This is a genomic window from Pseudomonas sp. NPDC090208 (assembly GCF_044746785.1).
In the GTDB taxonomy this organism is placed as follows: domain Bacteria; phylum Pseudomonadota; class Gammaproteobacteria; order Pseudomonadales; family Pseudomonadaceae; genus Aquipseudomonas.
The window spans coordinates 101315-127555 of record NZ_JBIVCU010000016.1; the positions used below are offsets into that span (position 1 = coordinate 101315).

The following is a 26241-nucleotide window of genomic DNA, read 5'->3' on the forward strand; positions in this document are numbered from 1 at the left end:
GTTCATCTGACCGGAATAGACCACCACCAGCTGCCAACGCACCACAACAACGTGAGCGTCAAGGATAGCGTACCGATCCATCCTTGCGCGCATGCATCACCTGACCTCGCCATTTCACCCGCCAGCCGGTCAACGCCACCATCCACTCCAGCAGCAGCAACAGGTCCCGAACAGGCGTCAGCAGCACCTCGAACCAGGTTGTGGCAACGGGGATCACCGACCGCCCGAGGAAAAACTGCACCCCGCGCGCCAGCCCTGCCGCCAGCGCCACACACAGATTCAGCGAAGTGGGCGCCAGCCACAGCCCGAGCAAGGACACGGGCCAGGTGAAGCAGACAAAACTCATCGCAAAGCCGGCCGGCGCCAGCGAGCGAATGGTTCTCAACCAGCGCAATTCGTGGGTCCACAGTTCGGACAAACGACGCTCACTGACATCGGTACCCACCATCAGCCCGGACAACACCGTCTGCAATCCCGCCTGTCGGGTCAGCTCCCCCAGCCAGAAGTCGTCGGCCAACACATCGCTCAGCGCCTCGAATCCACCGATCGCCTGCAAGCTTTCCCGGCGCAGCGCAATCGTCGAGCCGAAAGCGAACCGTCGCGAACCACAGGCATGGGCCAGACGCACCGAGGGGGCGAACCAGTCATCGATGAACAGGCAGCCGAGCCGCGACCAGAACCCGCCTCGCGGTACGCCATAATAAAGACAGGTCACGATGCCCACCCGTCGGTCGGCCAGCGGTGCGGTGACCCGCGCCAGATAATCGCTTGGCACGCTGATATCGCTGTCCGCCAGCACCAGCCAGTCATGCCGGGCATGGGGCAGCATGTTCAGCAGATTGCTGACCTTCAGGTTGGCGCCGTACACACCCGCTTCCACCACACACTGGATGTCCAGCTGCGGGAATTCGGTACGCAGCCGCTTGACCACCTCGATAGCCGGGTCCGATGCTTCGCGGACACCGAAGACCAATTGATAGTGGTCATGGCGCTGCACGCAGAAACTGCGCAGGTTTTCATATAGACCGGGCTCGGCGCCATTCAGTGGTTTGAGCACGCTGACGGCACACGGGCAGGCGCCGTCGCCCGGCACGGTTTCCCTGGCCCGGAGACTTTTGTACACGGCGCCCAGCGCTGCCACGGCATAGCCGGCGGCCGCGAACAACAGCGCACTGCCCAGCCAGAAGGCAACAGTACTGGCAATCGATTGGTTCCACATGGGGCCAGCAGTATAGTCAGGGCTGCACAGGCGCCAGCGCTGAATCAGAAATCCTGTGCATCGGCCGAACTGCGCTACGCTAGCTGGACCCGCGCGACGCTTCGGCGCTGCAGCTCGTTGAGGAGGTTGATTTTGGCTAACCAAGAACAGGTGTGGCGTCAATCCAGAGAGGTGGTTTCTTTCAACGACGAGCCATTGGTGCTGGTCGATCAGAACGACCGGGAAATCGGTTTTCTCGACAAACAGTCCGCGCACCAGGGGCAAGGCCTGCTGCACCGGGCATTTTCCCTGCTGGTGTTCAACAGCCGTGGCGAGTTGCTGTTGCAGCAACGTGCAGAAGGCAAACGGCTATGGCCGGGCTTCTGGTCCAACACCTGCTGCAGCCACCCGCGTCGCGGCGAAACCCTGGACATTGCCATCGAGCGCCGTCTGGCCGAAGAGCTGGGCATGCGCTGCACCTCGCACTTCCTGTTCAAGTTCGAATATCAGGCGCAGTTCGATGCCGAAGGTGCCGAACACGAATTGTGCTGGGTGTATGCCGGGCGCAGTGACGATGTCCCGACGGTCAACCTCAACGAGGTCTCGGCATTGCGCTACATTTCTCCCGAGGCGCTGGATCTGGAACTGGCCGAACAGCCACAACGGTTCACGCCCTGGTTCAAGATCGAGTGGGAACGTCTGCGTCGGGATCACCCCGAGCTGTTCGAGTCCCTTTCCTGAGTTGGCGTCTGCGACCTGCGAGAGTGGAGAGTCCCTTGGGCATTCCCCTGATTCAGCAAGCCAGGATTGCGAAATACATCCTGGGCAAAAAACTGAAAGGCGAGCACCGGTACCCGCTGGCGATGATGCTGGAGCCCCTGTTCCAGTGCAATCTGGCCTGCGCCGGCTGCGGCAAGATCGATCATCCCAAGCATATTCTGAAGACGCGCATGAGCGTCGAAGATGCCTTGCGTGCCGTGGACGAATGCGATGCGCCGGTGGTGTCGATCCCCGGCGGCGAGCCGTTGATCCATAAAGAGCTGCCGCAGATTGTCCAGGGCATCATCGCCCGCAAGAAATTCGTCTACCTGTGTACCAACGCCATTCTGCTGCCCAAACACATTGACGAATACCAGCCCTCACCCTACTTCACCTGGTCGATCCATCTGGACGGCCTGCAGCAACGGCATGACGAATCAGTGTGCATGGACGGCGTGTTCGACAAGGCCATCGAGGCGATCAAACTGGTCTTGTCGCGTGGCTACCGCGTCACCATCAACTGCACGCTGTTCAATCAGGAGCCTCCTGACGAAGTCGCCGACTTCTTCGATTACGCCACGTCTCTGGGAATCGAAGGCATTACCGTTTCGCCGGGCTACAGCTATCAGCATGCCCCGCGACAGGATGTGTTTCTGGGGCGCACCGAAAGCAAGACGCTGTTTCGCGAGGTGTTCAAACGGGGTCGGCAGCGCAACAGCAAGTGGGTGTTCAATCAGTCGTCGATGTTTCTCGACTTCCTCGCCGGCAATCAGCGCTACCAGTGCACGCCCTGGTCCAACCCGACGTACAACATTTTCGGCTGGCAGAAGCCCTGCTACTTGCTGGTGGATGAAGGCTATGCCCCCACCTACAAGGCCCTGATGGAAGACACCGCGTGGGAAAGCTACGGGGTCGGCATCAACCCCAAATGCGACAATTGCATGGCCCATTGCGGATTTGAAGGCAGCGCGGTCAACGACACCTTCGCCCACCCGCTGAAAGCCTTGGGCGTGGCGCTGTTCGGGCCGCGTACCGACGGCGCAATGGCCCCCGAACTGCCGATCCTGTATCCGCCACGCGCTGAAACCCGACGCATCCCGCTGCATGCCATTGGCTCATCCGCCCAGGACCCGGACGAGCGCTGAAGGCATGTCCAGCGCCTTCGCCCTCCTCCCGCTGATCATCTGGGGCGCCGTGTTGCTGGCGCCCTGGCGCCCCTGGAGCACCCGCGAACGGCTGGAGGTCGAAGCGCCACCAGCAACGGCCCCGGACCTGAGCCAGATCACCGTCCTGATCCCCGCCCGTAACGAAGCCAGCGTCCTCGGAGCGACCCTCGACGCACTGCAACAACAGGGCCTGGGCCTGCAGATACGGGTCATCGACGATCAGTCCGACGATACGACCGCGCAGATTGCCAGCGGATTTGCCAACACCCGCGTCATCCATGGTCAACCGTTGCCTGAAGGCTGGGCGGGAAAGCTCTGGGCGCTGGAACAGGGCAAGTCTCAGGTACACACGCCCATGACGTTGTTGCTGGACGCTGACATTCAGCTACAGCCGGGCCTGCTGGCAACGCTGCTGGCCTTCAAGCAACGCGAAGGCAAACAGTTCGTCTCGCTGATCGCCGACCTGCGCCGCAGCAGCTTCTGGGATTGCCTGCTGCTGCCCGCCTTTGTCTACTACTTCAAACTGCTGTACCCCTTTGCCCTGTCCAATTCCCGTTTTCGTCATGTGGCGGCAGCCGCCGGCGGTTGTGTGCTGGTGGACACCGCGGTGCTCCAGCGGGTGGGCGCTTTTGGCTGCCTGCGTGATGCACTGATCGATGATTGTGCGCTGGCCCGCCAGGTCAAGAATGCCGGCCACAGCACCTGGCTTGGCCTCAGCCGTGATGTCATCAGCCTTCGCCCCTACGGCACGCTGGGCTCGATTCACGACATGGTCGCGCGTTCCGCGTTCACCCAGCTGGGTTATTCGACGCCCCTGTTGCTGGGCGTGACTTTGGTGTTTCTGATCGCCTACGCCGGGCCGTTCGTCCTGCTGGCGTCAACGGTTTACCGCCCGTGGGCGCTGGCCGCCTGGCTGACCATGACGGTCGGCTACCTGCCCATCCTGCGTTATTACCGCATGCCGCTGGCCTGGGCGCTGCTGCTGCCGTTGAGTGCAGCGTTTTATCTGGGCATGACCTGGAGTTCGGCATTGCGTTACTGGCGAGGCGTGCGTTCGCGCTGGAAAGGCCGGGTGTATACGCCCAGATGACGACGGCGCGCTTCGCCCCAATCGATGCGCAGCGGTATCCCGTCTCCGTAAACCGCAACACAGGCAGGCATTTGCCGGCGTACCCGGTTTCTTTGTGCGTGTATTTCGCCGCCCGGGACAGCCTCTGCTAGTGTCAATGCAGCCTGATTTTCACTACAGCCGACGACAATGGTTTTCAGCCATGACCGACCAGAAAATGCCTGTTGATTTCGCGACCTACCAAAAGACCTGTCAGATCCGTGTCGATGCTGTTCTGGAGCAGTTTCTGCAATCGCCCCGCCCCGAATTGCAGCGCCTCTATCAGGCGATGCACTACAGCGTCGTCAACGGCGGAAAACGCGTACGGCCGATGCTGGTCTATGCCGCCTGTGAAGCCCTTGAGGGCGATACGAACCATGCTCAAGGCGCAGCCTGCGCCGTCGAGCTGATTCACGCGTACTCGCTGGTGCACGATGATCTGCCGGCCATGGACGACGATGACCTGCGCCGCGGCCGGCCCACGACCCATATCGCCTTTGACGAAGCCTGCGCGATTCTGGTCGGCGACGGGTTGCAGGCGCTGGCCTTTGAAGCCCTGTCAGACGATCGCTTCAACCCGCATCAGGCTGATCTGCGCCTGCGGATGTTCGGCGTGCTGGCGCGCGCGGTCGGCCCGGGCGGACTGGTGGGCGGTCAGGCCATCGACCTTGAGGCAGTGGGTCATCACCTGGACCAGAGCGCGCTGGAAGTCATGCACCGGCACAAGACCGGCGCCCTGATCGAAGCCAGCGTTCAGCTGGGTGCTCTGGCCAGCGGCAATGCGCAGGACAGCTCGTTGCAAGCACTGCGTGAGTATGCACGGGCTGTCGGGCTGGCGTTTCAGGTGCAGGACGACATTCTCGACGTGGAGAGCGACACCGCCACCCTCGGCAAACGCCAGGGCGCCGACATTGCCCATGACAAACCGACCTACCCGGCGCTGATCGGCCTGGCGGCTGCCAGACAATACGCTCGCGTGCTGCACGACCAGGCCCTGTCCGCCCTGCACGGGTTGGGCGAAGGTGCGGAGCCGTTGCGGGCCCTCGCCCGCTTTATCGTCGAGCGACGCCACTGATACGGGTCAGTGGCGTGAAATCCTGATCACAGAAATTTCACACGCCATGGATCAGGGTCATTCGCAATCATTGGCCAAATCCGTTGAAGGATGTTCCGATGCCCACGACGTACCATGAAATGCCCCGCGTGCGCCCTGCCACCCCTCTGCTGGACCGCGCCGCGACACCGGACAGGCTACGTCAGCTCGGCGAAGAAGACCTGGTGCAACTGGCCGATGAACTGCGCCAGGAGTTGCTGTATGCCGTCGGTCAGACCGGGGGGCATTTCGGTGCCGGGCTGGGGGTCATCGAACTCACCATCGCCCTGCATTATGTGTTCAACACCCCCGTCGACCGCCTGGTCTGGGATGTCGGTCATCAGGCCTATCCGCACAAGATTCTGACCGGTCGGCGCGAGCGCATGCCCTCACTGCGGCAAAAAGACGGTCTCGCCGCCTTCCCGAAACGCTGCGAAAGCGAGTACGACACCTTTGGCGTCGGCCACTCCAGCACCTCGATCAGCGCGGCGCTGGGCATGGCCATTGCCTCGCGACGCAAGGGCGAAACCCGCAAATCCATCGCCGTGATCGGCGACGGTGCCCTCACCGCCGGCATGGCATTCGAAGCGTTGAACCATGCCGCAGACGTGCAGGCCAACATGCTGGTGATCCTCAACGATAACGAGATGTCGATCTCCAATAACGTCGGTGGACTGTCCAGCTACCTGACCCGCATCCTTTCCAGCCGCACCTACTCCAGCGTGCGCGAAAGCAGCAAACAGATTCTGTCGCACCTGCCGGGAGCCTGGCCGCTGGCGCGCCGCACTGAAGAATGCGCCAAGAGCCTGCTGGTCCCCGGGACGCTGTTCGAAGAGCTCGGCTGGCAATACAGCGGCCCGATCGATGGCCACGATTTGCCGACCCTGGTCGAAACCCTGCGCCGGTTGAGTCGTCTCGATGGCCTGCAATTCCTGCATGTCGTGACCCAAAAAGGCAAAGGCTTCTCCCCTGCCGAAGCCGACCCCATCGGCTATCACGCGATTACCAGACAGGAGCCGGTGCGGGCCGTGGCGTCGCCAAAGAAAGTCACCGGGCCGAAGTACTCCAGCGTCTTCGGTCAATGGTTATGCGACATGGCGGCGACCGATCCACGCCTGACCGGGATCACGCCAGCGATGAAAGAAGGCTCGGACCTGATCGAGTTCAGCCGGCGCTATCCGGATCGCTATTTCGATGTGGCCATCGCCGAACAACATGCCGTGACCCTGGCGGCTGGTATGGCCTGCGCCGGACTCAAGCCGGTGGTCGCGATCTACTCCACCTTTCTGCAGCGGGCTTACGATCAACTGATCCATGACGTCGCGCTGCAAAACCTTGATGTGCTGTTCGCCATCGACCGTGCCGGGCTGGTGGGCGAAGACGGGCCGACTCACGCCGGCAGTTTCGACTTGTCCTACCTGCGTTGCGTCCCTCATCTGTTGATCATGACGCCCAGCGATGAAAACGAACTGCGCCGGATGCTCAGCACCGGCTTTCTTCATGTCGGGCCTGCGGCGGTACGCTACCCCCGTGGCAACGGCCCCAACGCCAACATCGAGGCCGCTCTTGAACCGCTGGAAATCGGTAAAGGCGTGATTCGCCGCCGGGGCAGTCACGTCGCTCTGCTGGTGTTCGGCCCGGCGTTGCAGGACGCGCTGAAAGTCGCCGAAACACTGGACGCCACAGTGGCGGACATGCGCTTCGTCAAACCGTTGGACAGCACATTGATTCGCGACCTGGCCGACTCCCACGAACTGCTGGTGACCATCGAGGAAAACAGCATCATGGGCGGTGCAGGCAGCGCCGTGGCGGAGTTTCTGGCCGAGGAACACCTGCTCAAGCCGCTGCTCCATCTCGGTTTGCCGGACCGCTTCGTCGAACCTGCCAAGCCTGCTGAAATGCTTGCCGAGTGCGGGCTTGATGCTGCCGGTATCGAAGCGGCGGTGCGCCAGCGTCTGGGCTTGATCGCCTATGAAGCGCTGCCCCATGCGCATGCGCGCTAGCGTCGGATGAGCGCACGTTTCAAGCGCCGGTCAGCCGTGATAAAAACCACCGCCTGCTACCTGCCACCGCCAATCAACGCGTTGAAATGGTTCATACTGCCGCTTTTGATGGAAGCTACAAATTGCCTATCAGTGATCCTCGAAACCTGAACGATCTTTTTTATTTCGCCAAGGTGGTCGAGGCCGGTGGTTTCGCGGCTGCCGGTCGTATTCTGGGTATCCCCAAGTCTCGTCTGTCCCGGCGGATCGCTGAGCTTGAAGAGCGCCTCGACACACGCCTGCTCCAGCGCACCACTCGCAAGCTTCAACTCACCACTCTCGGTGAACGCTACCTTCGGCACTGTCAGGCCATGTTGCTTGAGGCCGACCTTGCCGACGAGATGGTGGCAAGCGCCGCCAGTGTGCCGCGCGGGCCTTTGCGGGTGAGCAGCCCGGTCGGTCTGGCCAATCAGTTCCTGACCCCACTGGTGAGGGATTTTCTGCTGCGTTATCCCGATGTCCAACTGGACCTGCTGCTGGTCAATCGACGCGTCGATCTGATCAACGAAGGCATCGATGTCGCGCTGCGGGTACGAGAAGCCAGCGACGAAGATCCGAATCTGATCGCCCGGCGCCTTCGGGAAGCGCATACCGAAGTGGTGGCGTCTCCCGAGTTCGCCGCGGCCCACGCACTCAATCACCCACGCGACCTCACGAAGCTTCCGTTTCTTGGCGCGCCGGATGCCGATCGTCTCGCGCGTGCGCGCTTGTACAGTGATGACGGCGAACGCTTCGAACTGGCCATGCCTGCTCGTCTGGCGGTTGAAGACTTCGGCATGCGAAAGGAAGCGGCATTGGCGGGGTTGGGCTTCACCGTGCTACCGATGATGTACTGCGAGGCAGAGCTCGCGGCCGGTACGCTGGTGCGCCTGCTTCCGGACTGGCATTGCCCTCCTGCCTGGCTGCAGGCGGTTTACCCCCACCGGCGCGGGGTGTTGCCTGCCGTCAGGGCGTGGCTGGAGCATCTTGAGCATGCGTTCAACCAGTGCGGGGAACTCACGCTGTAACTGCCCGCTCTCTTCAGGCGCACAAGGTCAGTGGCGAAGACGTCGATTCAACGAAGCCGCGCGGCCGGCCTGGCCGACCACCTGTTCAATTGCTTTCAAGAAAGGGAATCTGCATGACTGTCGACGAAATCGCCGCATTCTGCCTGAGCCTGCCCGGCGCTCGTGAGGACTACAAATGGGGTGGCGTGCGGGTGTTCTCCATCGCCGAGACTAAAATGTTCGCGCTGATGGGCCTGGCCGGCAACGATCTGTCATTCAAGGTCGGCGCCGAGCTTTTCCTCGGCTACGTCGACCGGCCCGGTATCCGCCCCGCGCCCTATCTGGCCCGAGCACACTGGATCACCCTGAGTGTGCCGCTGACCGTGAGTGACGAGGAATTGCGCGACCTGCTGATCCGCCCCACCAACTGGTGGTCAGCAAGTTGCCAAAGAAGCGTCAGGTCGCGCTCAAGCTCTAAGCTCCACGCTTCAAGCTTCAAGCTTCAAGCTTCAAGCTTCAAGCTTCAAGCTTCAAGCTTCAAGCTTCAAGCTTCAAGCTTCAAGCTTCAAACTTGCGGCTTGCGGCTCGCAGCTTGCAACTCTAATAAAGATGGCGAGCAATGAAGCGTCCGCCCAGCAAAACACGGTCGGCCCAGAACAATTCGTGCAACAGCACGATTGCCCAGAACACCAGTTGATAGGACAGCTTGCGGGTCTTGTGCCGGAACACCTGCTGCGCCAGCAACGCCCCCGGCCAGCCGCCCAGCAGTTCGGCGCCGTGCAGGACTTTCTCCGGCGTGCGCCGCCCTTCGTTGCGCGCCTGCTGCTTGTCCCAGCCATACAGACCGAAGGCAATCACGCTGAACAGCGCATAAAAGGCGGCCGGCAGCCACGCCCCGCCTCGCCAGCCGCCCATGATCAGGCCACAAGCCGGCAAGGCACAGAGCAGGACAAATACCAGCCACTTGAACCTGACGAAGCGCACCGTCGTGCTGGCCGTGCGCTTGTGGTCCTTCGTCTGCGGACGTTGAGTCATCGCTTCAAGCCTTCACGCTGCTCCAGTCGACCCAGCCGAACGCCCAGGTCGCCAGAATCAGCAGGCCGAAACCGATGCGATACCAGGCGAACACCGCGTAGCTGTGATTGGCGATGAACGTGAGCAACGCACGCACGGCGACCATGGCGAAAATGAACGAGGTCACGAAGCCGATCGCGAACACCGCAAAATCGCCGGGCTGGAACAGGCTGTGGTACTTGTAGCCGGAATACACCGACGCGGCGACCATGGTCGGCATCGCCAGAAAGAACGAAAACTCGGTGGCCGCCTTGCGCGACAGGCCGAACAGCAAGCCGCCGATGATGGTCGAACCGGAGCGCGAGGTGCCGGGGATCATCGCCAGGCATTGGGCAAAGCCGATTTTCAGCGCATCGGCCCAAGTCATGTCATCGACACTCTCGACCCGGATGGTGTGCTGACGGCGCTCGGCCCAAAGCATGATGAAGCCGCCGATCACCAGTGCCGCCGCAACCGTGATCGGGTTGAACAGGTACTCGTGGATCAGGTCGGAAAACATCACCCCCAGCACCATGGCCGGCAACACGCCGACGATCAGGTTGGCGGTAAAGCGCCGAGCCTGCGGGCGAGTCGTCAGGCCGAAGACGACTTCGAGGATCTTGTGGCGAAACTCCCACATCACGGCGAGGATCGCGCCCAGCTGGATGATGATGTTGAATGCCATTGCCCGATCGCCGCCGAAACCGATGAGGTCGGCAACGATGATCTGGTGGCCGGTGCTGGAGATCGGCAAGAACTCCGTCAACCCTTCTACGACGCCAAGAACGTACGCCTGTGCGGCGGTCCAAAAATCCATCATTCCCCCAATGGAGCCTGCTCTTGGCAGCGCTCTCTTACTATGTATTCGACGATTCAGCGAACGATAAACGGTCCGATGTAAAAAACGCATGAATGGTCAAGACGAAACGCTCTGGCACGCGAGCGCGGCGATGCTATCAGACCTCTCAGGCGAACGCCTCAGCAGGTTGTTGAGGCGAAGGCGCTGACGTTACTGTCCGTCCATGACGATTTATCCATGACGGCAAGGGCTTTTTCTGCAAATGCCATCCGCCCCCCACATTCCTGTGCAAAGCGCTTACAATCGCCGACCGATTTTTCTCCCTTTCCCACAGGAGCTTGCATGTCCGGGCTTGAGCTGTTCGCCGCTGCGCTGGGTGTCGTCGCCGTCTGGCTGACTGTCCGGCAGAACCCCTGGTGCTGGCCGATCGGCCTGGTGATGGTGTTGCTCTACACCTGGATCTTCTTCGACGTGAAGCTGTATTCGGACATGCTCCTGCAGGTGGTCTACGCCGCGCTGCAACTGTACGGCTGGTGGCAGTGGACCCGCCACGGCAGCGTCGACAACGGCCGCCGCGTCACCTCCCTGGGTGGCGGAGGTCTGATCGTCAGTCTGCTGATCGGTTCCCTGGTGAGCCTTGCATTGGGTGCGGCAATGGCGCATTTCACCGACGCGGCGCAGCCTTGGCTCGACGCCGCGCTGACCGGTTTCAGCCTGGTGGCGCAGGTATGGATGGCGCAGAAGCGCGTCCAGTGCTGGCCGCTGTGGATCGTCCTTGATGTCATCTTTGTTGGCCTGTTCCTTTATAAAGCGCTGTACCTGACGGCAGCCCTGTATGCCCTGTTCACGTTGCTGGCGGTGCAAGGCTGGCGGGAATGGCGCACCGACCCGGCACTGGCGCGCTGAAAACATGAAAGTTCTGGTACTGACCGGCCCCGAATCCAGCGGCAAGAGCTGGCTGGCAACGCATATCCAGCAGCGTTTCGGCGGTGAGCGGGTGGACGAGTATGTCCGCCACTTTATTGACACCGAGCAGCGCGACACCTGTTACGCCGACATTCCACTCATCGCTCAAGGACAACTGGACCAGGAAGACGCCGCCCGTGCCCGTCAGCCTGAGCTATTGATCCTCGACACCCACTTGCTGAGCAATATCCTCTGGAGTCGCACGCTGTTCGGCGACTGCCCGGACTGGCTGGAACAGGCCCTCCTTGCCCGCCATTACGACCTGCACTTGCTGCTGTCGCCCGACGGTGTCGAATGGGTGGGCGACGGCCAGCGTTGCCAGCCGCTGCTCAGCGAGCGACAGGCATTTTTCCAGGCCAGCCGTGACTGGCTGGACCGCCATGGTCAGCACTATGAGGTATTGAACGGAAGTTGGAGCTACCGCCTGGAACAGGCTTTACAGGCTGTCGCGACGCTGTTGGCGAGTCCGTAGCAGCTTGGCTTGCCAGCGGCAGCGACCTCAAGATCGCCACTGCCGGCAAGCCGGACTGCTACGGGCCGTTCGTAGATCAATCAACGAATCTGATGCTTGTGCAGCAACCGGTAGAACGTTGGCCGGGAGATGCCCAATACCTTGGCCGCAACACTGAGGTTATCGCTGTGCCGGGTCAGTACGTCGCACAAGGCCTGGCGTTCGGCGCGGCTCTTGTACTCGTCCAGCGTGCCCATGCTCGAAACAATCTCTTCTTCACCCAGCAAGCCCAGGTCGAAGGCCTCTATCTGCCGTCCTTCGGCCAGCACCAGACCCCGTCTGACGCGGTTTTCCAGTTCGCGGACGTTGCCCGGCCAGTCGTGTTTGCCCATCGCCACCAGCGCGTCCTGACTGAAACTGCGCGGACGCCGCCCGGTTTCCTGGCTGTAGAAATGCGCGAAATGATTGGCCAGCAGCGCCAGATCACCATGCCGCTCGCGTAACGGCGCCGTGCCGACCTGCAAGACGTTGAGGCGGTAATAGAGGTCTTCGCGGAAGCGTTTCTTGCGAATCGCCGCCTCCAGATCGACATGGGTCGCTGCCAGAATGCGCACGTCCACCGCCACCCGTTCGCCATCGACTTCGATGTGCCGGTCCTGAAGGAAACGCAGCAAATTGGCCTGCACCTCCATTGGCAGGTCACCGATCTCGTCGAGGAACAGCGTGCCGCCATTGGCCGCTTCGATCCGGCCAATCTTGCGCTGCTGACCGCCGCTGAAGGCGTCGTTGTCGTAACCGAACAGTTCCGGTTGCAGCAGATGTTCGGGCGTCGCCCCGCAATTGATCGACACGAATGGCCGCAGACGTCGCTGCGACTGCATGTGCAGTGTGCGCGCCACCAGTTCTTTTCCGGTGCCGGGCTCGCCGCGGATCAGCACCGGCGATTCGGTGGGCGCCAGTTTGGTCAGCAGACGCCGCAGTTCGCGGATGGGCCGACTTTCGCCGAGCATTTCGTGTTCCGGACCATTGCCGTAACTGGCCCCCTGCGCCCGCAGCCGCGCCATGCCATAGGCCCGCCCCAGCGTGACCTGAACCCGGGCGACATCGAACGGCAGAGTGTGGAAGTCGAAAAACCACTCGCAGACGAAGTCGCCGATCAGTTCTCGGCGCAGGTCATCGGCGGTGAGCACCGCAATCCATTCGGTATTGCTGCGTGTGATCAGATCCTTGACCACCTCCGGATGATCGAAATGCTGGGGCATCAGGCGGATCAGACCCACGTCGCAAGGACGCGCGGCCGCCGACTCCAGCGTGCAACTGTCGACTTCCCATCCTGCGATACGCAGGCCTGGAATCAAACGCAGACATTCATCGCACGGTTCGACAATTAACAGGCGACGGATTGATGCCGTTTCATGCATATGCACTTCCTTGGCGCCAGGATTCAAAGAACATTCCGGAGAAAAAACATTTTTTAAAACAGTGTCTTGGCGACCGTGATTGTTACATTAGCAAATTATTGACACGCGCTTGGACCGATTAACTATAAGGTTAAGATCGAAAAGTACTTAATCGTTGCATCCACGTAACAAGCTGGACATGAAGCCTTCGCGTACGGGTTTCAAACCGGTTTGAAAGGGGCAACGAACGACAGAAATTCCACTTCCAACTGTCGCTGGAAGAAAAAAATCAAAAATTTGCGAATGTTTGTGTGACTTACCCCGCAGCGCAGGTCATCTGTACAAGTACCAGCCGAACGGGACGCCCGCCGCCGGCGAGGAATTGATACGGGCACTTGAGGACTTTGCATGAACGCCCCATTGCGTATTAACGATGCTCTGCTGATCGCCGGTCACGCCTTCGAACCCTTCCAGTGCGTGGCCTGGGCGCCCCAGGACGGCAACGGCGAACTGAGCCTGACCGTGATCGACCGCACCAGTACCCGTATCGGTCGCAAACAGATTCCATGCAGCGCTTATTCCGACCCGCAACAACTGGCGCATGTTCTGGAACAGACCCGCGCGGAAATCAGCGGTGAAGGTTATCGCCTGGAACCCTGGACCATGCCAGCCTGAAGTTGCGCAACGGGCGGCAAGTGACTCGGACGTTTATCAGTCCGACTGCGCCGCCTGTAACGTTTCTATATGCCGATAGTCGGCACCCAGTTGTTCGGCTATTTGCGCTGCCCTGCCCAGCCGGATGGGTGCCTGTTCAATATCGATCAACAGGCTCGGGCACTCGAAAGTTCTGAGGGCCGGAATGGTTTTGATCCTGCCATCGGTCACGATCAGTACTTGCCGGACTTCGGCGGGATAGCGCTTCTTGCGTTTCTCCAGCCAGCTAGCGGCCTGTTCGATGGCGTCGAACAGCGGCGTACCGCCCCCTGCCCCCAGACCGTCCAGCCATTGCTGCAACGATGCGCCAGCTTTCAAGCCTTGATGCTGCCAGCGCGCCGCGCCACCACTGGCGCTGAGCAATGCCAGTCGCGCCCGCTGCCGGTAGGCGTCATCGAACAACTGCGCCAGCAACCCTTTGGCCTGACTCAATGCCCGATGGCGGCGGGTCGAGGCCGAGGCATCGACGATCACCAGCCACAGCGTCTGTGGCCGACTGCTGCGCGGCAAGCGCAACAGATCAGCCGCTCGCTGCGGACGGCCGCGCAGCAAGGTCGGCACCCAGGCAATCGCGCCATCAGCGCCACTGCGCAAAGCACCGGATTTACCGCCGTTGAGTGCGCCAGGTCGGGGGCTGGCATCCGCCCCCTGCTGCCGACGGGGGCGGATGCCTAGGGCTTTTTTGGCCAGCTCGGCACTTCGCGGCGCACGCCGGTGGCAACCTGCTGCGCCGGCATTTCACCCCAGTTGCCCTCGCCCTGCGCCGGACTGTCCGAGCCCACAGGCGCGCTGCTGCTTTGCTCCGGCGCCGGTGGCGATTGTGGTGGCTGAGCGTCACGGCGGCGATGGCGCAGAGCAAACTCGGCCACCGCATCGATGTCCTCTTCGGCAATCGTGCCGGCACCGCGCCAGGCGGCATGGGCACGCGCTGCCCGCAGCCAGACCAGATCCGCTCGCAGACCGTCGACACCCGCGGCGAAACAGCGCTCGGTGATGATCGCCAGGCTGCGGTCATCCAGCTCGATGCCGTTCAGGTGACTGCGTGCCGTTTCACAGCGCGCCTTGAGCGCTTGTTGCTGTTCGGCCCACTGCTGACAGAACGCCTGCGGATCGCTGTCGAAATTCAGCCGACGGCGAATGATCTGCCCGCGTTGCTGTGGCAGTGTCTGCCCGCTCAGGGCCACGTTGAGGCCAAACCGGTCGAGCAACTGCGGACGCAGTTCGCCTTCTTCGGGGTTCATGGTGCCGATCAGCACGAAACGCGCCGGATGGCGGTGGGAAATGCCGTCGCGCTCGACCAGATTGACGCCACTGGCGGCGACGTCCAGCAGCAGGTCTACCAGATGATCCGGTAGCAGATTCACCTCATCGACATACAACACACCGCCGTCGGCCTTGGCCAATACGCCGGGAGAAAACTGCGCCCGGCCCTCACCCAGCGCCGCATCGAGGTCGAGGGTGCCAACCAGACGCTCCTCGGTTGCCCCCAACGGCAGCGTGACGAACTGCCCGCTGGCGAGCAGATCCGCCAACCCGCGCGCCAGCGTCGACTTGGCCATGCCGCGCGGCCCTTCGATCAGCACGCCGCCGATTTTCGGGTCGATGGCGGTCAGGCACAGCGCCAGTTTCAGCTCATCGGCGCCGACCACGGCGGCCAGGGGGAAATGTGGAGTGTCGATCATGGTTTGGCCTTGTTCATGTCAGGCAAGAAAGTGCATTCGTCGATATCGACCCGGCAATGCTGCTGAAAGACGAGCACATCGCCCTTGTGGGAGGGAGCCCTGCTCGCGAAAGCGCCGGTTCAGACACTGCAATGTTGACTGGAAAGACGTCTTCGCGAGCAGGGCTCCCTCCCACAGGATGTCCATCAGATCCATCAACGTCGTACGCCATATCGGAACTCAAGACTCTTCACTGTCCAGCAGCAGATTCTCCAGCGCCTCGCGGTACTCGCCCGGTTCCTGCCACAAGCCGCGCTGCTGGGCTTCCAGCAGACGTTCAGTCATGTCACGCAAAGCGTCCGGGTTGTGTTGCTGGATGAACGCGCGGGTGTCCGGGTCGAGCAGATAGGCATCGGCCAGCAACGCGTACTGGTGATCGTCGATCAGTTCAGTGGTGGCATCGAAGCCGAAGAGGAAATCCACGGTTGCCGCCATCTCGAACGCGCCCTTGTAGCCGTGGCGCTTGACCCCTTCGATCCACTTCGGATTGGCCGCCCGCGAGCGCACCACCCGGTTCAGTTCTTCTTTCAGGGTACGAATCTTCGGCAGATCCGGCTGGCTGTGGTCGCCGTGGTAGCTGGCAACCTTGCCGTCACCGAGGCTTTCCACCGCCGCCAGCATGCCGCCCTGGAACTGGTAATAGTCGTTGGAGTCGAGCAAGTCGTGCTCGCGGTTGTCCTGATTCTGCAACACCGCTTGCACCTGGCTCAGACGCCGGGCAAAACCGTCCCGCGCTGGCGTGCCTTCGTCCGCCGTACCGTAGGCATAGCCGCCCCAGTTCAGGTAGACCTCGGCCAGATCCTCGCGGCTCTGCCACAGACGACCATCGATGGCGTTCTGTACACCCGCGCCATAGGCCCCCGGCTTGGCACCAAAGATGCGCCAGCCCGCTTGCTTCGCTGCCTGTTCGGCACTCAGGCCGTCACGCTGCAACTGCTCCCTTTCCTGGCGTACTCGCGCCGCCAGCGGGTTCATGTCGTCCGGTTCGTCCAGTGCCGCCACGGCCTGCACAGCGGCATCAAACAGACGGATCAGGTTGGCAAAGGCGTCGCGGAAGAAACCGGAGACCCGCAGGGTCACGTCTACCCGTGGCCGATCGAGCAGGCTCAGCGGCAGGATCTCGAAATCGTCGACCCGCTGGCTGCCCGTGGCCCAGACCGGGCGCACGCCCATCAGGGCCATGGCCTGGGCGATATCGTCACCGCCGGTGCGCATGGTCGCCGTGCCCCAGACCGACAGGCCAAGCTGACGTAAATAGTCACCATTGTCCTGTAAGTGCCTTTCCAGCAAGAGATTTGCCGATTGGAAACCGATTCTCCAGGCGGTCATGGTCGGCAGGTTGCGCACATCCACCGAGTAGAAATTGCGCCCGGTCGGCAGCACATCCAGACGCCCGCGACTGGGCGCGCCACTGGGCCCGGCCGGTACGAAACGCCCACTCAGGGCATCCAGCAGACCGCGCATTTCTGCGGCGCCACAGGCGTCCAGTCTCGGCGCCACAACCTCTTTAATAGCTTTAATTATTTCTTTTAAATCGTTGTTTTCAAACGAAATATAAACATCGACATTGGTAACGATCTGCTCCAGCAACGACGTCGCCAGCAGTTCAAGCCGCTCGCGGGTGTCGCCCGTGGTGCGCCACGGCTCGGCACTGACCTCACGTAATACTTGAGGTTTTGCGCCAGTCCATGGATCGCCCAGCACACAGTCCAGCGGATCGAAACCCAGCGCCAGCGCATGGCTCAATGCCCGCAACAGACTGCCCTGGGCGCCGCGACCGTCACCCCGTGGCACGCGCAGCATCGCCAGCAGCGTGTCGATGCGCAGACGCCCGCTTGGCGACTCGCCGAACACATGCAGGCCGTCGCGAATCTGCGACTCCTTCAAATCGCACAGATAGGTGTCCAGCCGCGGCAGCCAGATTGCTGCGTCGGCTTCGCTGTCCAGGCCTTCGTCGAGTGCCAGTTCACGATCGATATGGGTTTCTCGCACCAGCGCGAGAATGTCTTTCTGCAACTCGCGGGCACGGCGCGGATCGAGCAGCTGTGCCTCGTAATACTCGTCGGCCAGTTGCTCCAGATGGCGCAGCGGGCCGTAGGTTTCGGCGCGGGTCAGCGGCGGCATCAAATGATCGATGATCACCGCTTGAGTCCGCCGCTTGGCCTGCGCGCCCTCGCCCGGATCGTTGACGATGAACGGGTAGATGTTCGGCATCGGTCCGAGAATCGCGTCCGGCCAGCACTGCTCCGACAGACCGACGCCCTTGCCCGGCAGCCATTCCAGGTTGCCGTGCTTGCCGACATGGATCAGCGCGTGGGCGCCGTAGCTTTTGCGCAGCCAGAAGTAGAACGCCAGATAGCCATGGGGCGGCACCAGATCCGGGTCGTGGTAGACCGCGCTGTGATCGACGTTGTAGCCCCGCGCCGGCTGAATGCCGACGAAGGTCAGGCCGAAACGCAGGCCGGCCACCATCATCCGCCCATTGCGGCACATCGGGTCGCTTTGCGGCGGGCCCCAGCGCTCGACCACCGCCGCCTGATTGGCTTGCGGCAAGGCGCGAAAGGCCGCCAGGTATTCGTCCATCGCCATGCTTTGCTGGCATGGTCGCTGATCGAGGCTGTCCGGGTCATTGGTCACGCCGCCGAGCAACGCATGAATCAACGCCGTGCCATCCTGCGGCAGCTCGCCGACCGGATAGCCCTCGGCCTGCAGGGCCTTGAGGATGTTCAGCGCTGCTGCCGGGGTGTCGAGGCCGACACCATTGCCGATACGTCCGTCGCGGGTCGGATAGTTCGCCAGAATCAGCGCCACCCGCTTGTCGGCATTGGCGGTGCGCGCCAGCAACACCCAGCGTCGCGCCAGTTCGGCGACGAAATCCATGCGCTCGGGCTGGGCCCGATAGCAGACCACGTCGGACTGGCTGCGCTCGCTGCGCCAGGCCAGATCCTTGAAGCTGATCGGTCGGCTGATGATGCGCCCGTCGAGTTCCGGCAAGGCGATGTGCATCGCCAGATCCCGCGGGCCGAGGCCCTGCTCGCTGTCCATCCAGCCCGGTTCGTTGTCCTGGGCGCAGATGGCCTGGATCACCGGGATATTTCGACGGAACGGTCGTAAATGCGGCGCCTCCGGACTGGACTGCGCAAAACCGGTGGTGTTGAGGATGATTTCCGTGTCGGTCTGGTCCAGCCAGGCCTGTACCGTGTCGAGGCAGGCCGGCTCTTTCAGGCTTGCCACGGCAATCGGCAACGGGTTCAGGCCCTGAGCCTGCAGGCGCTGACAGAACACGTCGATGAACGCGGTGTTGGCCGCCTGCAAATGCGAGCGATAGAACAACACCGCTGCCACCGGCTGATCGGCTTGCCAGTCAGCCTGCCAGTCGGCCAGTTCGGCACTGGCCTTTTGCGGGTGATAGATCGCCGTGCGCGGCAACGCCTGCGGCTCGCTCCAGGGGTAATCGCGCCCGAGCCAGCGGTTGGCGAGACAATTGAACAATTGCAGGGCGTTGTGTTTGCCGCCCTGTCGCAAGTAATGCCAGAGCCGCTCGCGGTCCTCGACCGGCTCTGTACTGAGGTCACTGAGTTCCGGGTCGGGACGGTCGTCGCCCGGCACCAGAATCAGTTTCACGCCGCCGCCTTTTCTGGAAGCCGCCGTCAGTTCCACCAGCCGCTCGACGCCGTAGCGCCAGTAGCCGATGCCGCCGTGCAGGGAAATCAGGATGACCTTGGCGTGGCGCAGCACCTCGTCGACATACAGGTCGACCGAAGCGTGGTTCTGCACCTGCATCGGGTTGGCCAGACGCAGGCTGGGGTAATCGTCCGGCAACTGCTGCGCGGTTTCCGCCAGCAGCGCCAGATGGGAATCGCCGCTGCACAGGATCACCAGCTCGGCGGGGGTCTGTCCAAGATCGGCAATGCTGTCGTCCGGGACAAAGCCGCCGGGCTGGGTGCGCAGCAGGTGCATGGCTTAGCCTTGCAGCGCGGCGCGCAGTTGGGCTTCGAGCACGGCGGCGTCGAGTTCCTGACCGATCAGCACCAGATGGGTGTCGCGAGGCTCGTCGGCTTTCCACGGACGATCGAAGTGCTTGTCGAAGCGCGTACCGACGCCTTGCAACAGCAGGCGCATCGGCTTGCCCGGAATCGCCGCGAAGCCCTTGACCCGCAGGATACCGTGCTGCACCACCGCCTGAGTCAGGGCATCCAGCAGCAGTGATTCGTCGGCCTGCGGCAGCGTGATGGAGATCGAGTCGAAGGCGTCATGATCGTGGTCGTCGTGATCATCGTCGTCATGGTGCTCGTCGTGGTGAGTCTTGCGCCCGTCGATGTGCAGCTCCGACTCGGCACCCAGCCCCAGCAGGACGTTGATCGGCAACTGGCCTTTGCTGGCCTCGATGACTTTTACCGCCGGCGGCAGCTCTTCAGCGACTTCCGCACGCACGGCGGCCAGCGCTTCAGGCTCGATCATGTCGGTCTTGTTGAGAATCACCAGATCGGCGCTGGCCAGTTGGTCGGCGAACAGCTCATGCAGCGGCGATTCGTGATCCAGGTTCGGATCGAGCTTGCGCTGGGCATCGACCTGATCCGGGAAGGCGGCAAACGTGCCCGCCGCCACGGCCGGGCTGTCGACCACGGTGATCACCGCGTCGACGGTGCAGGCGTTGCGGATTTCCGGCCACTGGAAGGCTTGTACCAGCGGTTTCGGCAAGGCCAGACCGGACGTTTCGATGAGGATGTGGTCCAGATCGCCACGGCGGGCAACCAGTTCGCGCATGACCGGGAAGAACTCTTCCTGCACGGTGCAGCACAGGCAGCCGTTGGCCAGCTCGTAGACGCGGCCGATGGCTTCTTCCTCGGTGCAACCGATGGTGCATTGCTTGAGGATTTCACCGTCGATGCCCAGCTCGCCGAATTCATTGACGATCACCGCGATGCGGCGGCCTTCGGCGTTGTCCAGCATGTGCCGCAACAAGGTGGTCTTACCCGAGCCGAGAAAGCCGGTGACGATGGTGACGGGGAGTTTGGCCAGTGTTTTCATCGTTTGCCCTTGGGCTTGCGGCGGGCAAACGGGACGAGAGCCGCACGACCGTCAGCAAAGAAACGGCTCGCAGCTCGATTCGCCACCGGATCACCCCGCCCGGTTGTAGTGAGAATGCTTGGACGTGACGTCCGCTTCGAGGCAGGTCTCCTGGCTTACGGTGGTCAGTGCGCGTCGAGCGACTGACATCCATCGCGCCTTCCCGCTCGCGCAGTGGCTGTGCAATGAACATGACCGATTACAGTTGCGGGGGCAGCTGCGGCGTGCTCCGGACGGTGTCCGGACCGCATTCCCTTCTTAGCGCCCGTCACGGCCTGTTGGCGGATGGGCGAACCTCAAGTGCGCAAGGCTACGCAGTGACCTTGTGAAGGTCAATGTGAAAACCGTGAAGGACCGCCTGAAGCATTCGCCAACAAGCCGGCCCCACAGGGTTTACGTTTCGCTTTTCTGTAGCAGTCCGGCTTGCTGGCGATGGCGATCCCAAAGACGCCTTCGCGGGCGAGCCATGCTGCTACAGGGCTTGGTGGCGTGCTGAACTTGCCGGACACCCTGAGAAACGGTGGGAGCGAATTTATTCGCGATGGGGTGTTCATGACGATGGTTTTGTATCGCCTGGAAGGTCATCGCGAATGAATTCGCTCCCACAGTGGGTTTTCGCTGGTCCGGGGATGTGGCGGTATCTGACAACCCGCCTTCGCGGGCGAGCCCGCTCCCACAGGGAGTCTGTGTTTCGCCGGCTTTTGATCTGGCCTTTGATTTTGGGGCCCCGTCCCAGAAGGCCGAACGCAGGCGATGCGCAGTGGGCCGAGCGGCATGGATGCCGCGAGAGCCGCGTGGGCCATGGATGGCCCATTCGCGGCGGGCCCACGGAGCATTGCCGGAGTGAGGGTATGCCAAGCATTAGCGAGGCACCGTATGGCGGGGAAGAAAGCCCTTGGTTACTTGGGGCTTTTCCAAGTAACTCGCCGTAGGCGAAACAAGGCTGCGTTAGCAGACTCAGCGGAGTGTCAGACACGCCAAGGACACAGGATTTACGACGACTTCGTCGCCGCTCGCAGGACAAGCCAGCTCCTACATGGGTCTGCGTAACGTGCCGGAGGCGAAACAGGGCTGCGTCAGCAGATCAGCAATACGTCAGACACACCCCCGATTGACGGCCACCCCGCTCCGTGGTCTCCTACACAACTTGTTACGGGTGCCCTTCACAGGGTGAAACGGGAAACCGGTGCATGCAGACCCCTGAGGTCCGCATAAGTCCGGTGCTGCCCCCGCAACGGTAAGCGAGTGAAGAGTCAGATCCACTGTGTCGGCAGCGATATGGGAAGGCGATTCTTGACGGTGCGTGCACAACGCCCCCTCGCAAGCCCGGAGACCGGCCCAGTGACCTTTACATAACAAACCCGCGGTGGGCGGGCGCTGTTGCGTTGACTGCCGACTTTCGTCAGCGGTTTTCCTTGCGCCTTCCCGTTCGCCGATCATTTCGAGGGAAGCGCCATGTCGATCAGCACTACCAGCCCATCCACCGCCAGCACCACCACCAACACCCTGGCCCAGCGCCTGACCTCCGCCGTCAGCGCCATGATCCTCGGTGCCTGCCTGGTCTACTTCGCCGGCTTCTCGCACATCGACGCCGTACACAACGCCGCGCACGACACCCGTCACAGCTCCGCCTTCCCTTGCCACTGAGACCTGCCGTCATGTTCAAGCGAATCGCTCAAACGGCCGGTTTCACCGGACTGCTCGCCGCCCTGCTGCTGACCCTGTTTCAGAGCTTCTCGGTCGCGCCGCTGATCCTGCAGGCGGAAACCTACGAAAAATCCGCACCGGTCGAAGTCCACGAACATGCCGAAGGCGCCATGGCCGGCCATGTCCATGACGAAGAAGCCTGGGAGCCGGAAGACGGTTGGCAGCGCATTCTGTCCACCACCGGCGGCAATCTGGTGGTCGCTGTCGGCTTCTCGCTGATGCTGGCGGCGCTGTACACCCTGCGCGCCCCGCGCAGCATCGGCCAGGGCGCACTGTGGGGCCTGGCGGGCTTCGCCGTGTTCGTCGCCGCGCCGACCATGGGCCTGCCGCCGGAACTGCCGGGCACCGCGGCTGCCGATCTGACCCAACGGCAGATCTGGTGGATCGGCACCGCCGCCTCCACCGCTGTCGGTCTGGCGCTGATCGTGTTCGCCCATAACTGGCTGCTCAAGGCACTGGGCGTGGCGATTCTGGTGGTGCCGCACCTGATCGGCGCACCGCAACCGGCCGTGTATTCGGCACTGGCGCCGGAAGAGCTGGAGCACCAGTTCAAGATCGCCTCCTGGCTGACCAACGCGGCGTTCTGGGTCGCCATGGGCGTGATCAGCGCCTGGCTGTTCCGTCGTCACGACGCCAAACTGACCCAGTCCGAGCTCAATCACGCCGTATGAGTGAAGGTCGCAACCCCATGGTGATCGGCCTGGGCTGCCAGCGTGGCTGCCCGGCGTCGGTGCTGATGGGGTTGATCGATGTCTGTCTGCTGGAACAGCGCGTGCGTCTTTCCGATATCAGCGCCCTCGCCTCCATCGACAGCAAGTCGTCCGAGGCCGGGTTGCTGGAACTGGCCGAACATCTGCGCCTGCCGCTGGTTTTTTTCAGCGCTGCCGAACTGGCACCGTTCGAGACGCAATTGAGCCATCGCTCGCAGGTCGCATTCGACAACACCGGCTGCTACGGTGTTGCCGAAAGCGCGGCGCTGGCGATGGTTTCGCGCTTGTCGGGCGCGCCTGCCAGGCTGATGATCCCGCGCCGCAACAGCTCGCGAGCGACCTTTGCCTTGGCGACAACCCTGTGACGACGCGCTTTGCGTGGGAGCGAATTCATTCGCGAGAGGCCTGCAAGACCACCACCGATGTGTCGTCTGAGCTTTCGCATCGCGAATGAATTCGCTCCCGCCGTTCGCATGGGCGCCTGATCCAGCACCTAATATTCCCCGGAGTTTTCATGACCGTTTTCTTCATTGGCGCAGGCCCCGGTGATCCGGAGCTGATCACCGTCAAAGGCCAACGCCTGATCCGTACCTGCCCGGTGATCATCTATGCCGGATCGCTGGTGCCGGAAGCGGTGCTGGAGGGTCATCAAGCCGTTCAGGTGACCAACAGCGCCGAATTGCACCTGGAACAGATCATCGCCTTGATGAAATCTGCTCATGCAAACGGTCAGGATGTCGCTCGCGTACACTCTGGCGACCCGAGTCTGTATGGCGCCATCGGCGAGCAGATTCGTTGCCTGCGTGAGCTGGGCATTCCTTTCGAAATCATTCCCGGCGTCACCGCCACCGCCGCCTGCGCCGCCCTGCTCGGCACCGAACTGACCCTGCCGGACATTGCCCAGAGCGTGATTCTGACCCGCTATGCCGACAAGAGCCCGATGCCGGAGGGCGAAGCGCTGGCCGATCTGGCGCAGCACAAGACCACCATGGCGATCCACCTGGGGGTCAAGCATCTGGGCAATATCGTCGAAGAACTGACCCCGCATTACGGGGCGGACTGCCCGATTGCGGTGATTCACCGCGCCAGCTGGCCGGATCAGGACTGGGTGGTCGGCACCCTGGCGGATATCGAAGAAAAGGTGCGCAACAAGGGATTCCGGCGTACCGCGCTGATCCTGGTCGGGCGAGTGCTGGGCAATGAGGTGTTCAGCGAGTCGTCGCTGTATCGTGCCAGCCATGCTCATCTGTACCGACGCTGAACCTGTAGGAGCTGGCTTGTCCTGCGAGCGGCTGCGAAGCAGTCGTAAAACCGGCTAGCGTGGTGTTTCAGATAAATCGCGTGCTCCGGTTTTACGACGACTGCGTCGCCGCTCGCAGGGCAAGCCAGCTCCTACAACCGTCGCGGACAGTCAGAACTGTTCGCCCACAAAAAAGCCCCGAACCGGTCGGGGCTTTTTTCATGCAGATGCAAACGCTTAGTAATAGGCGTTTTCTTTCTGCGTGTGGTCGGTGACGTCACGGACGCCGGCCAGCTCGGGAATGCGCTCCAGCAGCGTGCGCTCGATACCTTCCTTGAGGGTCACGTCGGCCTGGCCGCAGCCCTGGCAACCGCCGCCGAATTGCAGCACGGCGATGTTCTTGTCGTCTTCCTCGACCACATCGATCAAGGTGACCTGACCGCCGTGGCTGGCCAGACCCGGGTTGATCTCGGTTTGCAGGTAGTAGTTGATGCGCTCGTTGATCGGGCTGTCGGCATTGACCATCGGCACTTTGGCGTTTGGTGCCTTGATGGTCAGCTGACCACCCATGCGGTCGGTGGCGTAGTCGACCACGGCATCTTCCAGGAACGCTTCGCTGAACGAATCGATCCAGGCAGTGAAGTTCTTCAGGCCGATGGCCTTGTCTTCAGGTTTCTCTTCACCCGGCTTGCAGTAAGCGATGCAGGTTTCAGCGTATTGGGTGCCAGGCTGGGTAATAAACACGCGGATGCCGATGCCCGGAGTGTTCTGCTTTTGCAGCAGATCGGCCAGGTAGTCGTGGGCGGCATCGGTAATAGTTATAGCGGTCATGAAAGTTCCTCGCAGACGTGGGGCGGAGTTTACGCCAATCAACCGCACCTTACAAAGCCCTAGTATTTTGGTCGGATAAAGGTTTCAGGAGAGCACAGCATCCTTGACCGCCCGGCGGCTGTCCAGCCAGCCCTTCATGCGTCGGTACAGGCCCTTCTCGATCCACTCGTAACTCAGCCACGCCCCCAGCGCGATCACCGGCACGCACACGGCGAACACCGCATATGGGTTCAGGCCATAGCGCTCGGCCATCAGCCAGCCACCATACAACACCAGCACATGCAGCAGGTACACCGAGTAGGAACAGTCGCCCATGGTCTTGAGCAGGCGGCTGCCGCGCAGGTACGGCTCCAGCGAAATGCAGGCCACCACGATCACCGCGCTCGGCAGGCCCCAGTTGAGCAGGCGTGGCGCAGGCACCAGTTGCTTGATGGTCAGCAGTGCCCCGGCAATCGCCAGCAGCGGCAGCCACAGGCGCTCGCTGATCCAGCCACGGCGATAGATAACACCAATACCGATGCCGAGCAGAAATTCATAAACGATATCGTTGGCATAGAAACGACTGATCAGCCCCGAACGCCCCAGCACATCGGTGACCGCGAACAGCGCGGCGGCCACGATCAGCGGACGCAGCCGCTGCTGAAACAGGAAGACCATGGAAAACAGCACGTAGAACAGCATCTCGTAGTTCAGCGTCCAGCCGACGTTGAGGGTCGGATACAAGCCATAGCCGCCGGGGTTTTCCGAAGGAATGAACAGCAGCGAGAGAATGAAGCTCTGCCAGTCCACCACCTGATGGGGCAACAGTGGATGGGCGACCACCACCAGCAGCCCCATGATCAGGGTGTACAGCCAGTAGGCCGGCACGATGCGAATGATGCGGTTGAGCATGAAACGGCTGACGGGAATGTCCTTGTCCACCGTGGACAGGTAGATCACCAGACCGCTGATGACGAAGAAGACATCGACGCCGACGGCGCCTTTTTCAGTGAAAAACCGGCCGATCGGGCCGCTGGGATGGAAGTCGAAAAAAATCTGCATGAAGTGGTGACACACAACGACCCACGCGGCGAGTGCCCGCAGGGCTTGAACCGAAATCAACATCTGCAACCTCTTGCTTGTCCGGGCTTGAGCCACCCTCCTGAACCTCGAAAACGCCATGCCGGGCATGACTGCGCACAGGGTCCGACTTCGGGTTGGACGAAAAGGTTCGGCAAGACTGACGGG

The 26241-nt window shown here is 62.0% G+C and carries 23 protein-coding genes, 1 pseudogene and 2 riboswitches; of the genes and pseudogenes, 14 read left to right on the plus strand and 10 right to left on the minus strand.

From position 1 onward, the window contains the following. Positions 1–58: 58 nt before the first annotated feature. Positions 59–1219: a bacteriohopanetetrol glucosamine biosynthesis glycosyltransferase HpnI gene (gene hpnI / locus ACIPL0_RS23830; protein ID WP_400601334.1), complete on the minus strand. Its 1161-nt coding sequence runs from the start codon at positions 1217–1219 to the stop codon at positions 59–61. A 132-nt stretch (positions 1220–1351) separates the two neighbouring features. Between hpnI and idi the strand changes: the two genes are divergently transcribed. The 7 genes and pseudogenes from idi (at position 1352) to ACIPL0_RS23865 (ending at position 8830) form a co-directional block, all read left to right on the plus strand. Further along, positions 1352–1939, plus strand: a complete 588-nt coding sequence (gene idi / locus ACIPL0_RS23835) for an isopentenyl-diphosphate Delta-isomerase (RefSeq protein ID WP_400601336.1) — start codon at positions 1352–1354, stop codon at positions 1937–1939. A 35-nt stretch (positions 1940–1974) separates the two neighbouring features. Further along, the gene (hpnH, locus tag ACIPL0_RS23840) at positions 1975–3102 is read left to right on the plus strand and encodes an adenosyl-hopene transferase HpnH (protein ID WP_400601338.1); all 1128 of its coding nucleotides are present in this window, start codon (positions 1975–1977) and stop codon (positions 3100–3102) included. Positions 3103–3106: 4 nt separating this feature from the next. After that, complete coding sequence (locus tag ACIPL0_RS23845) at positions 3107–4213, plus strand: glycosyltransferase (RefSeq protein ID WP_400601340.1); 1107 nt, start codon at positions 3107–3109, stop codon at positions 4211–4213. A gap of 181 nt (positions 4214–4394) precedes the next feature. Next, complete coding sequence (gene ispA, locus ACIPL0_RS23850) at positions 4395–5306, plus strand: (2E,6E)-farnesyl diphosphate synthase (protein ID WP_400601341.1); 912 nt, start codon at positions 4395–4397, stop codon at positions 5304–5306. A gap of 98 nt (positions 5307–5404) precedes the next feature. Beyond that, a complete protein-coding gene (dxs, locus tag ACIPL0_RS23855; RefSeq protein WP_400601343.1) occupies positions 5405–7327 on the plus strand; it encodes a 1-deoxy-D-xylulose-5-phosphate synthase in 1923 nt (640 codons plus the stop codon). A gap of 86 nt (positions 7328–7413) precedes the next feature. Next, the gene (locus ACIPL0_RS23860) at positions 7414–8373 is read left to right on the plus strand and encodes a LysR substrate-binding domain-containing protein (protein ID WP_400601345.1); all 960 of its coding nucleotides are present in this window, start codon (positions 7414–7416) and stop codon (positions 8371–8373) included. A 113-nt stretch (positions 8374–8486) separates the two neighbouring features. Next, positions 8487–8830: pseudogene (locus tag ACIPL0_RS23865) on the plus strand (MmcQ/YjbR family DNA-binding protein). A 122-nt stretch (positions 8831–8952) separates the two neighbouring features. Here ACIPL0_RS23865 and ACIPL0_RS23870 read toward each other — a convergent pair. Together ACIPL0_RS23870 and ACIPL0_RS23875 are read right to left on the minus strand one after the other, a co-directional pair. Then, positions 8953–9387 carry a DUF1294 domain-containing protein gene (locus ACIPL0_RS23870; RefSeq protein ID WP_400601348.1) on the minus strand — a complete coding sequence of 145 codons (435 nt, stop codon included), beginning with the start codon at positions 9385–9387 and terminating at the stop codon, positions 8953–8955. A 4-nt stretch (positions 9388–9391) separates the two neighbouring features. Beyond that, positions 9392–10222, minus strand: a complete 831-nt coding sequence (locus ACIPL0_RS23875; protein WP_400601410.1) for an undecaprenyl-diphosphate phosphatase — start codon at positions 10220–10222, stop codon at positions 9392–9394. 324 nt (positions 10223–10546) lie between these two features. Between ACIPL0_RS23875 and pnuC the strand changes: the two genes are divergently transcribed. Then, positions 10547–11110 (plus strand): nicotinamide riboside transporter PnuC, encoded by a 564-nt coding sequence (gene pnuC, locus ACIPL0_RS23880; RefSeq protein ID WP_400601350.1) that lies wholly within the window; start codon positions 10547–10549, stop codon positions 11108–11110. A gap of 4 nt (positions 11111–11114) precedes the next feature. Next, entirely contained in the window at positions 11115–11642 is a 528-nt protein-coding gene (locus ACIPL0_RS23885; RefSeq protein ID WP_400601352.1) for an AAA family ATPase, read from the plus strand. A gap of 80 nt (positions 11643–11722) precedes the next feature. Here the strand turns inward: ACIPL0_RS23885 and ACIPL0_RS23890 are convergent, their stop codons facing one another. Further along, positions 11723–13042, minus strand: a complete 1320-nt coding sequence (locus tag ACIPL0_RS23890; protein ID WP_400601354.1) for a sigma-54-dependent transcriptional regulator — start codon at positions 13040–13042, stop codon at positions 11723–11725. A 387-nt stretch (positions 13043–13429) separates the two neighbouring features. Between ACIPL0_RS23890 and ACIPL0_RS23895 the strand changes: the two genes are divergently transcribed. Next, positions 13430–13696, plus strand: a complete 267-nt coding sequence (locus tag ACIPL0_RS23895) for a hypothetical protein (RefSeq protein WP_400601356.1) — start codon at positions 13430–13432, stop codon at positions 13694–13696. A gap of 36 nt (positions 13697–13732) precedes the next feature. Here ACIPL0_RS23895 and ACIPL0_RS23900 read toward each other — a convergent pair whose 3' ends face one another. The 4 genes from ACIPL0_RS23900 to cobW all read right to left on the minus strand — a co-directional run bounded on the left by ACIPL0_RS23900 (position 13733) and on the right by cobW (position 20487). Further along, positions 13733–14404, minus strand: coding sequence for a VWA domain-containing protein (locus tag ACIPL0_RS23900; protein WP_400601412.1), 672 nt, complete (start codon positions 14402–14404; stop codon positions 13733–13735). Between the two features lie 2 nt (positions 14405–14406). Then, on the minus strand, positions 14407–15417 hold the full coding sequence (locus ACIPL0_RS23905; protein WP_400731615.1) for an ATP-binding protein: 1011 nt from the start codon (positions 15415–15417) through the stop codon (positions 14407–14409). A gap of 219 nt (positions 15418–15636) precedes the next feature. Further along, the gene (gene cobN, locus ACIPL0_RS23910; RefSeq protein WP_400601360.1) at positions 15637–19416 is read right to left on the minus strand and encodes a cobaltochelatase subunit CobN; all 3780 of its coding nucleotides are present in this window, start codon (positions 19414–19416) and stop codon (positions 15637–15639) included. Between the two features lie 3 nt (positions 19417–19419). Beyond that, positions 19420–20487, minus strand: a complete 1068-nt coding sequence (gene cobW, locus ACIPL0_RS23915; protein ID WP_400601362.1) for a cobalamin biosynthesis protein CobW — start codon at positions 20485–20487, stop codon at positions 19420–19422. A gap of 122 nt (positions 20488–20609) precedes the next feature. Further along, positions 20610–20840, minus strand: a riboswitch (cobalamin riboswitch). An 823-nt stretch (positions 20841–21663) separates the two neighbouring features. Next, positions 21664–21883: riboswitch (cobalamin riboswitch) on the plus strand. 98 nt (positions 21884–21981) lie between these two features. On the opposite strand from cobW, the gene ACIPL0_RS23920 reads away from it, so the two are divergent. The 4 genes from ACIPL0_RS23920 to cobM all read left to right on the plus strand — a co-directional run bounded on the left by ACIPL0_RS23920 (position 21982) and on the right by cobM (position 24204). Then, entirely contained in the window at positions 21982–22173 is a 192-nt protein-coding gene (locus tag ACIPL0_RS23920) for a CbtB-domain containing protein (RefSeq protein WP_400601364.1), read from the plus strand. An 11-nt stretch (positions 22174–22184) separates the two neighbouring features. Beyond that, a complete protein-coding gene (locus ACIPL0_RS23925) occupies positions 22185–22904 on the plus strand; it encodes a CbtA family protein (protein WP_400601366.1) in 720 nt (239 codons plus the stop codon). Next, positions 22901–23308: a cobalamin biosynthesis protein gene (locus tag ACIPL0_RS23930; protein WP_400601368.1), complete on the plus strand. Its 408-nt coding sequence runs from the start codon at positions 22901–22903 to the stop codon at positions 23306–23308. Before ACIPL0_RS23925 ends, ACIPL0_RS23930 begins: the two co-directional genes overlap by 4 nt. 149 nt (positions 23309–23457) lie before the next feature. Continuing rightward, the gene (cobM, locus tag ACIPL0_RS23935) at positions 23458–24204 is read left to right on the plus strand and encodes a precorrin-4 C(11)-methyltransferase (protein WP_400601370.1); all 747 of its coding nucleotides are present in this window, start codon (positions 23458–23460) and stop codon (positions 24202–24204) included. A gap of 216 nt (positions 24205–24420) precedes the next feature. Here cobM and nfuA read toward each other — a convergent pair whose 3' ends face one another. Next, positions 24421–25014: a Fe-S biogenesis protein NfuA gene (nfuA, locus tag ACIPL0_RS23940; protein WP_400601371.1), complete on the minus strand. Its 594-nt coding sequence runs from the start codon at positions 25012–25014 to the stop codon at positions 24421–24423. Between the two features lie 84 nt (positions 25015–25098). Next, entirely contained in the window at positions 25099–26118 is a 1020-nt protein-coding gene (locus ACIPL0_RS23945) for an acyltransferase family protein (protein ID WP_400601373.1), read from the minus strand. Positions 26119–26241: the final 123 nt, after the last annotated feature.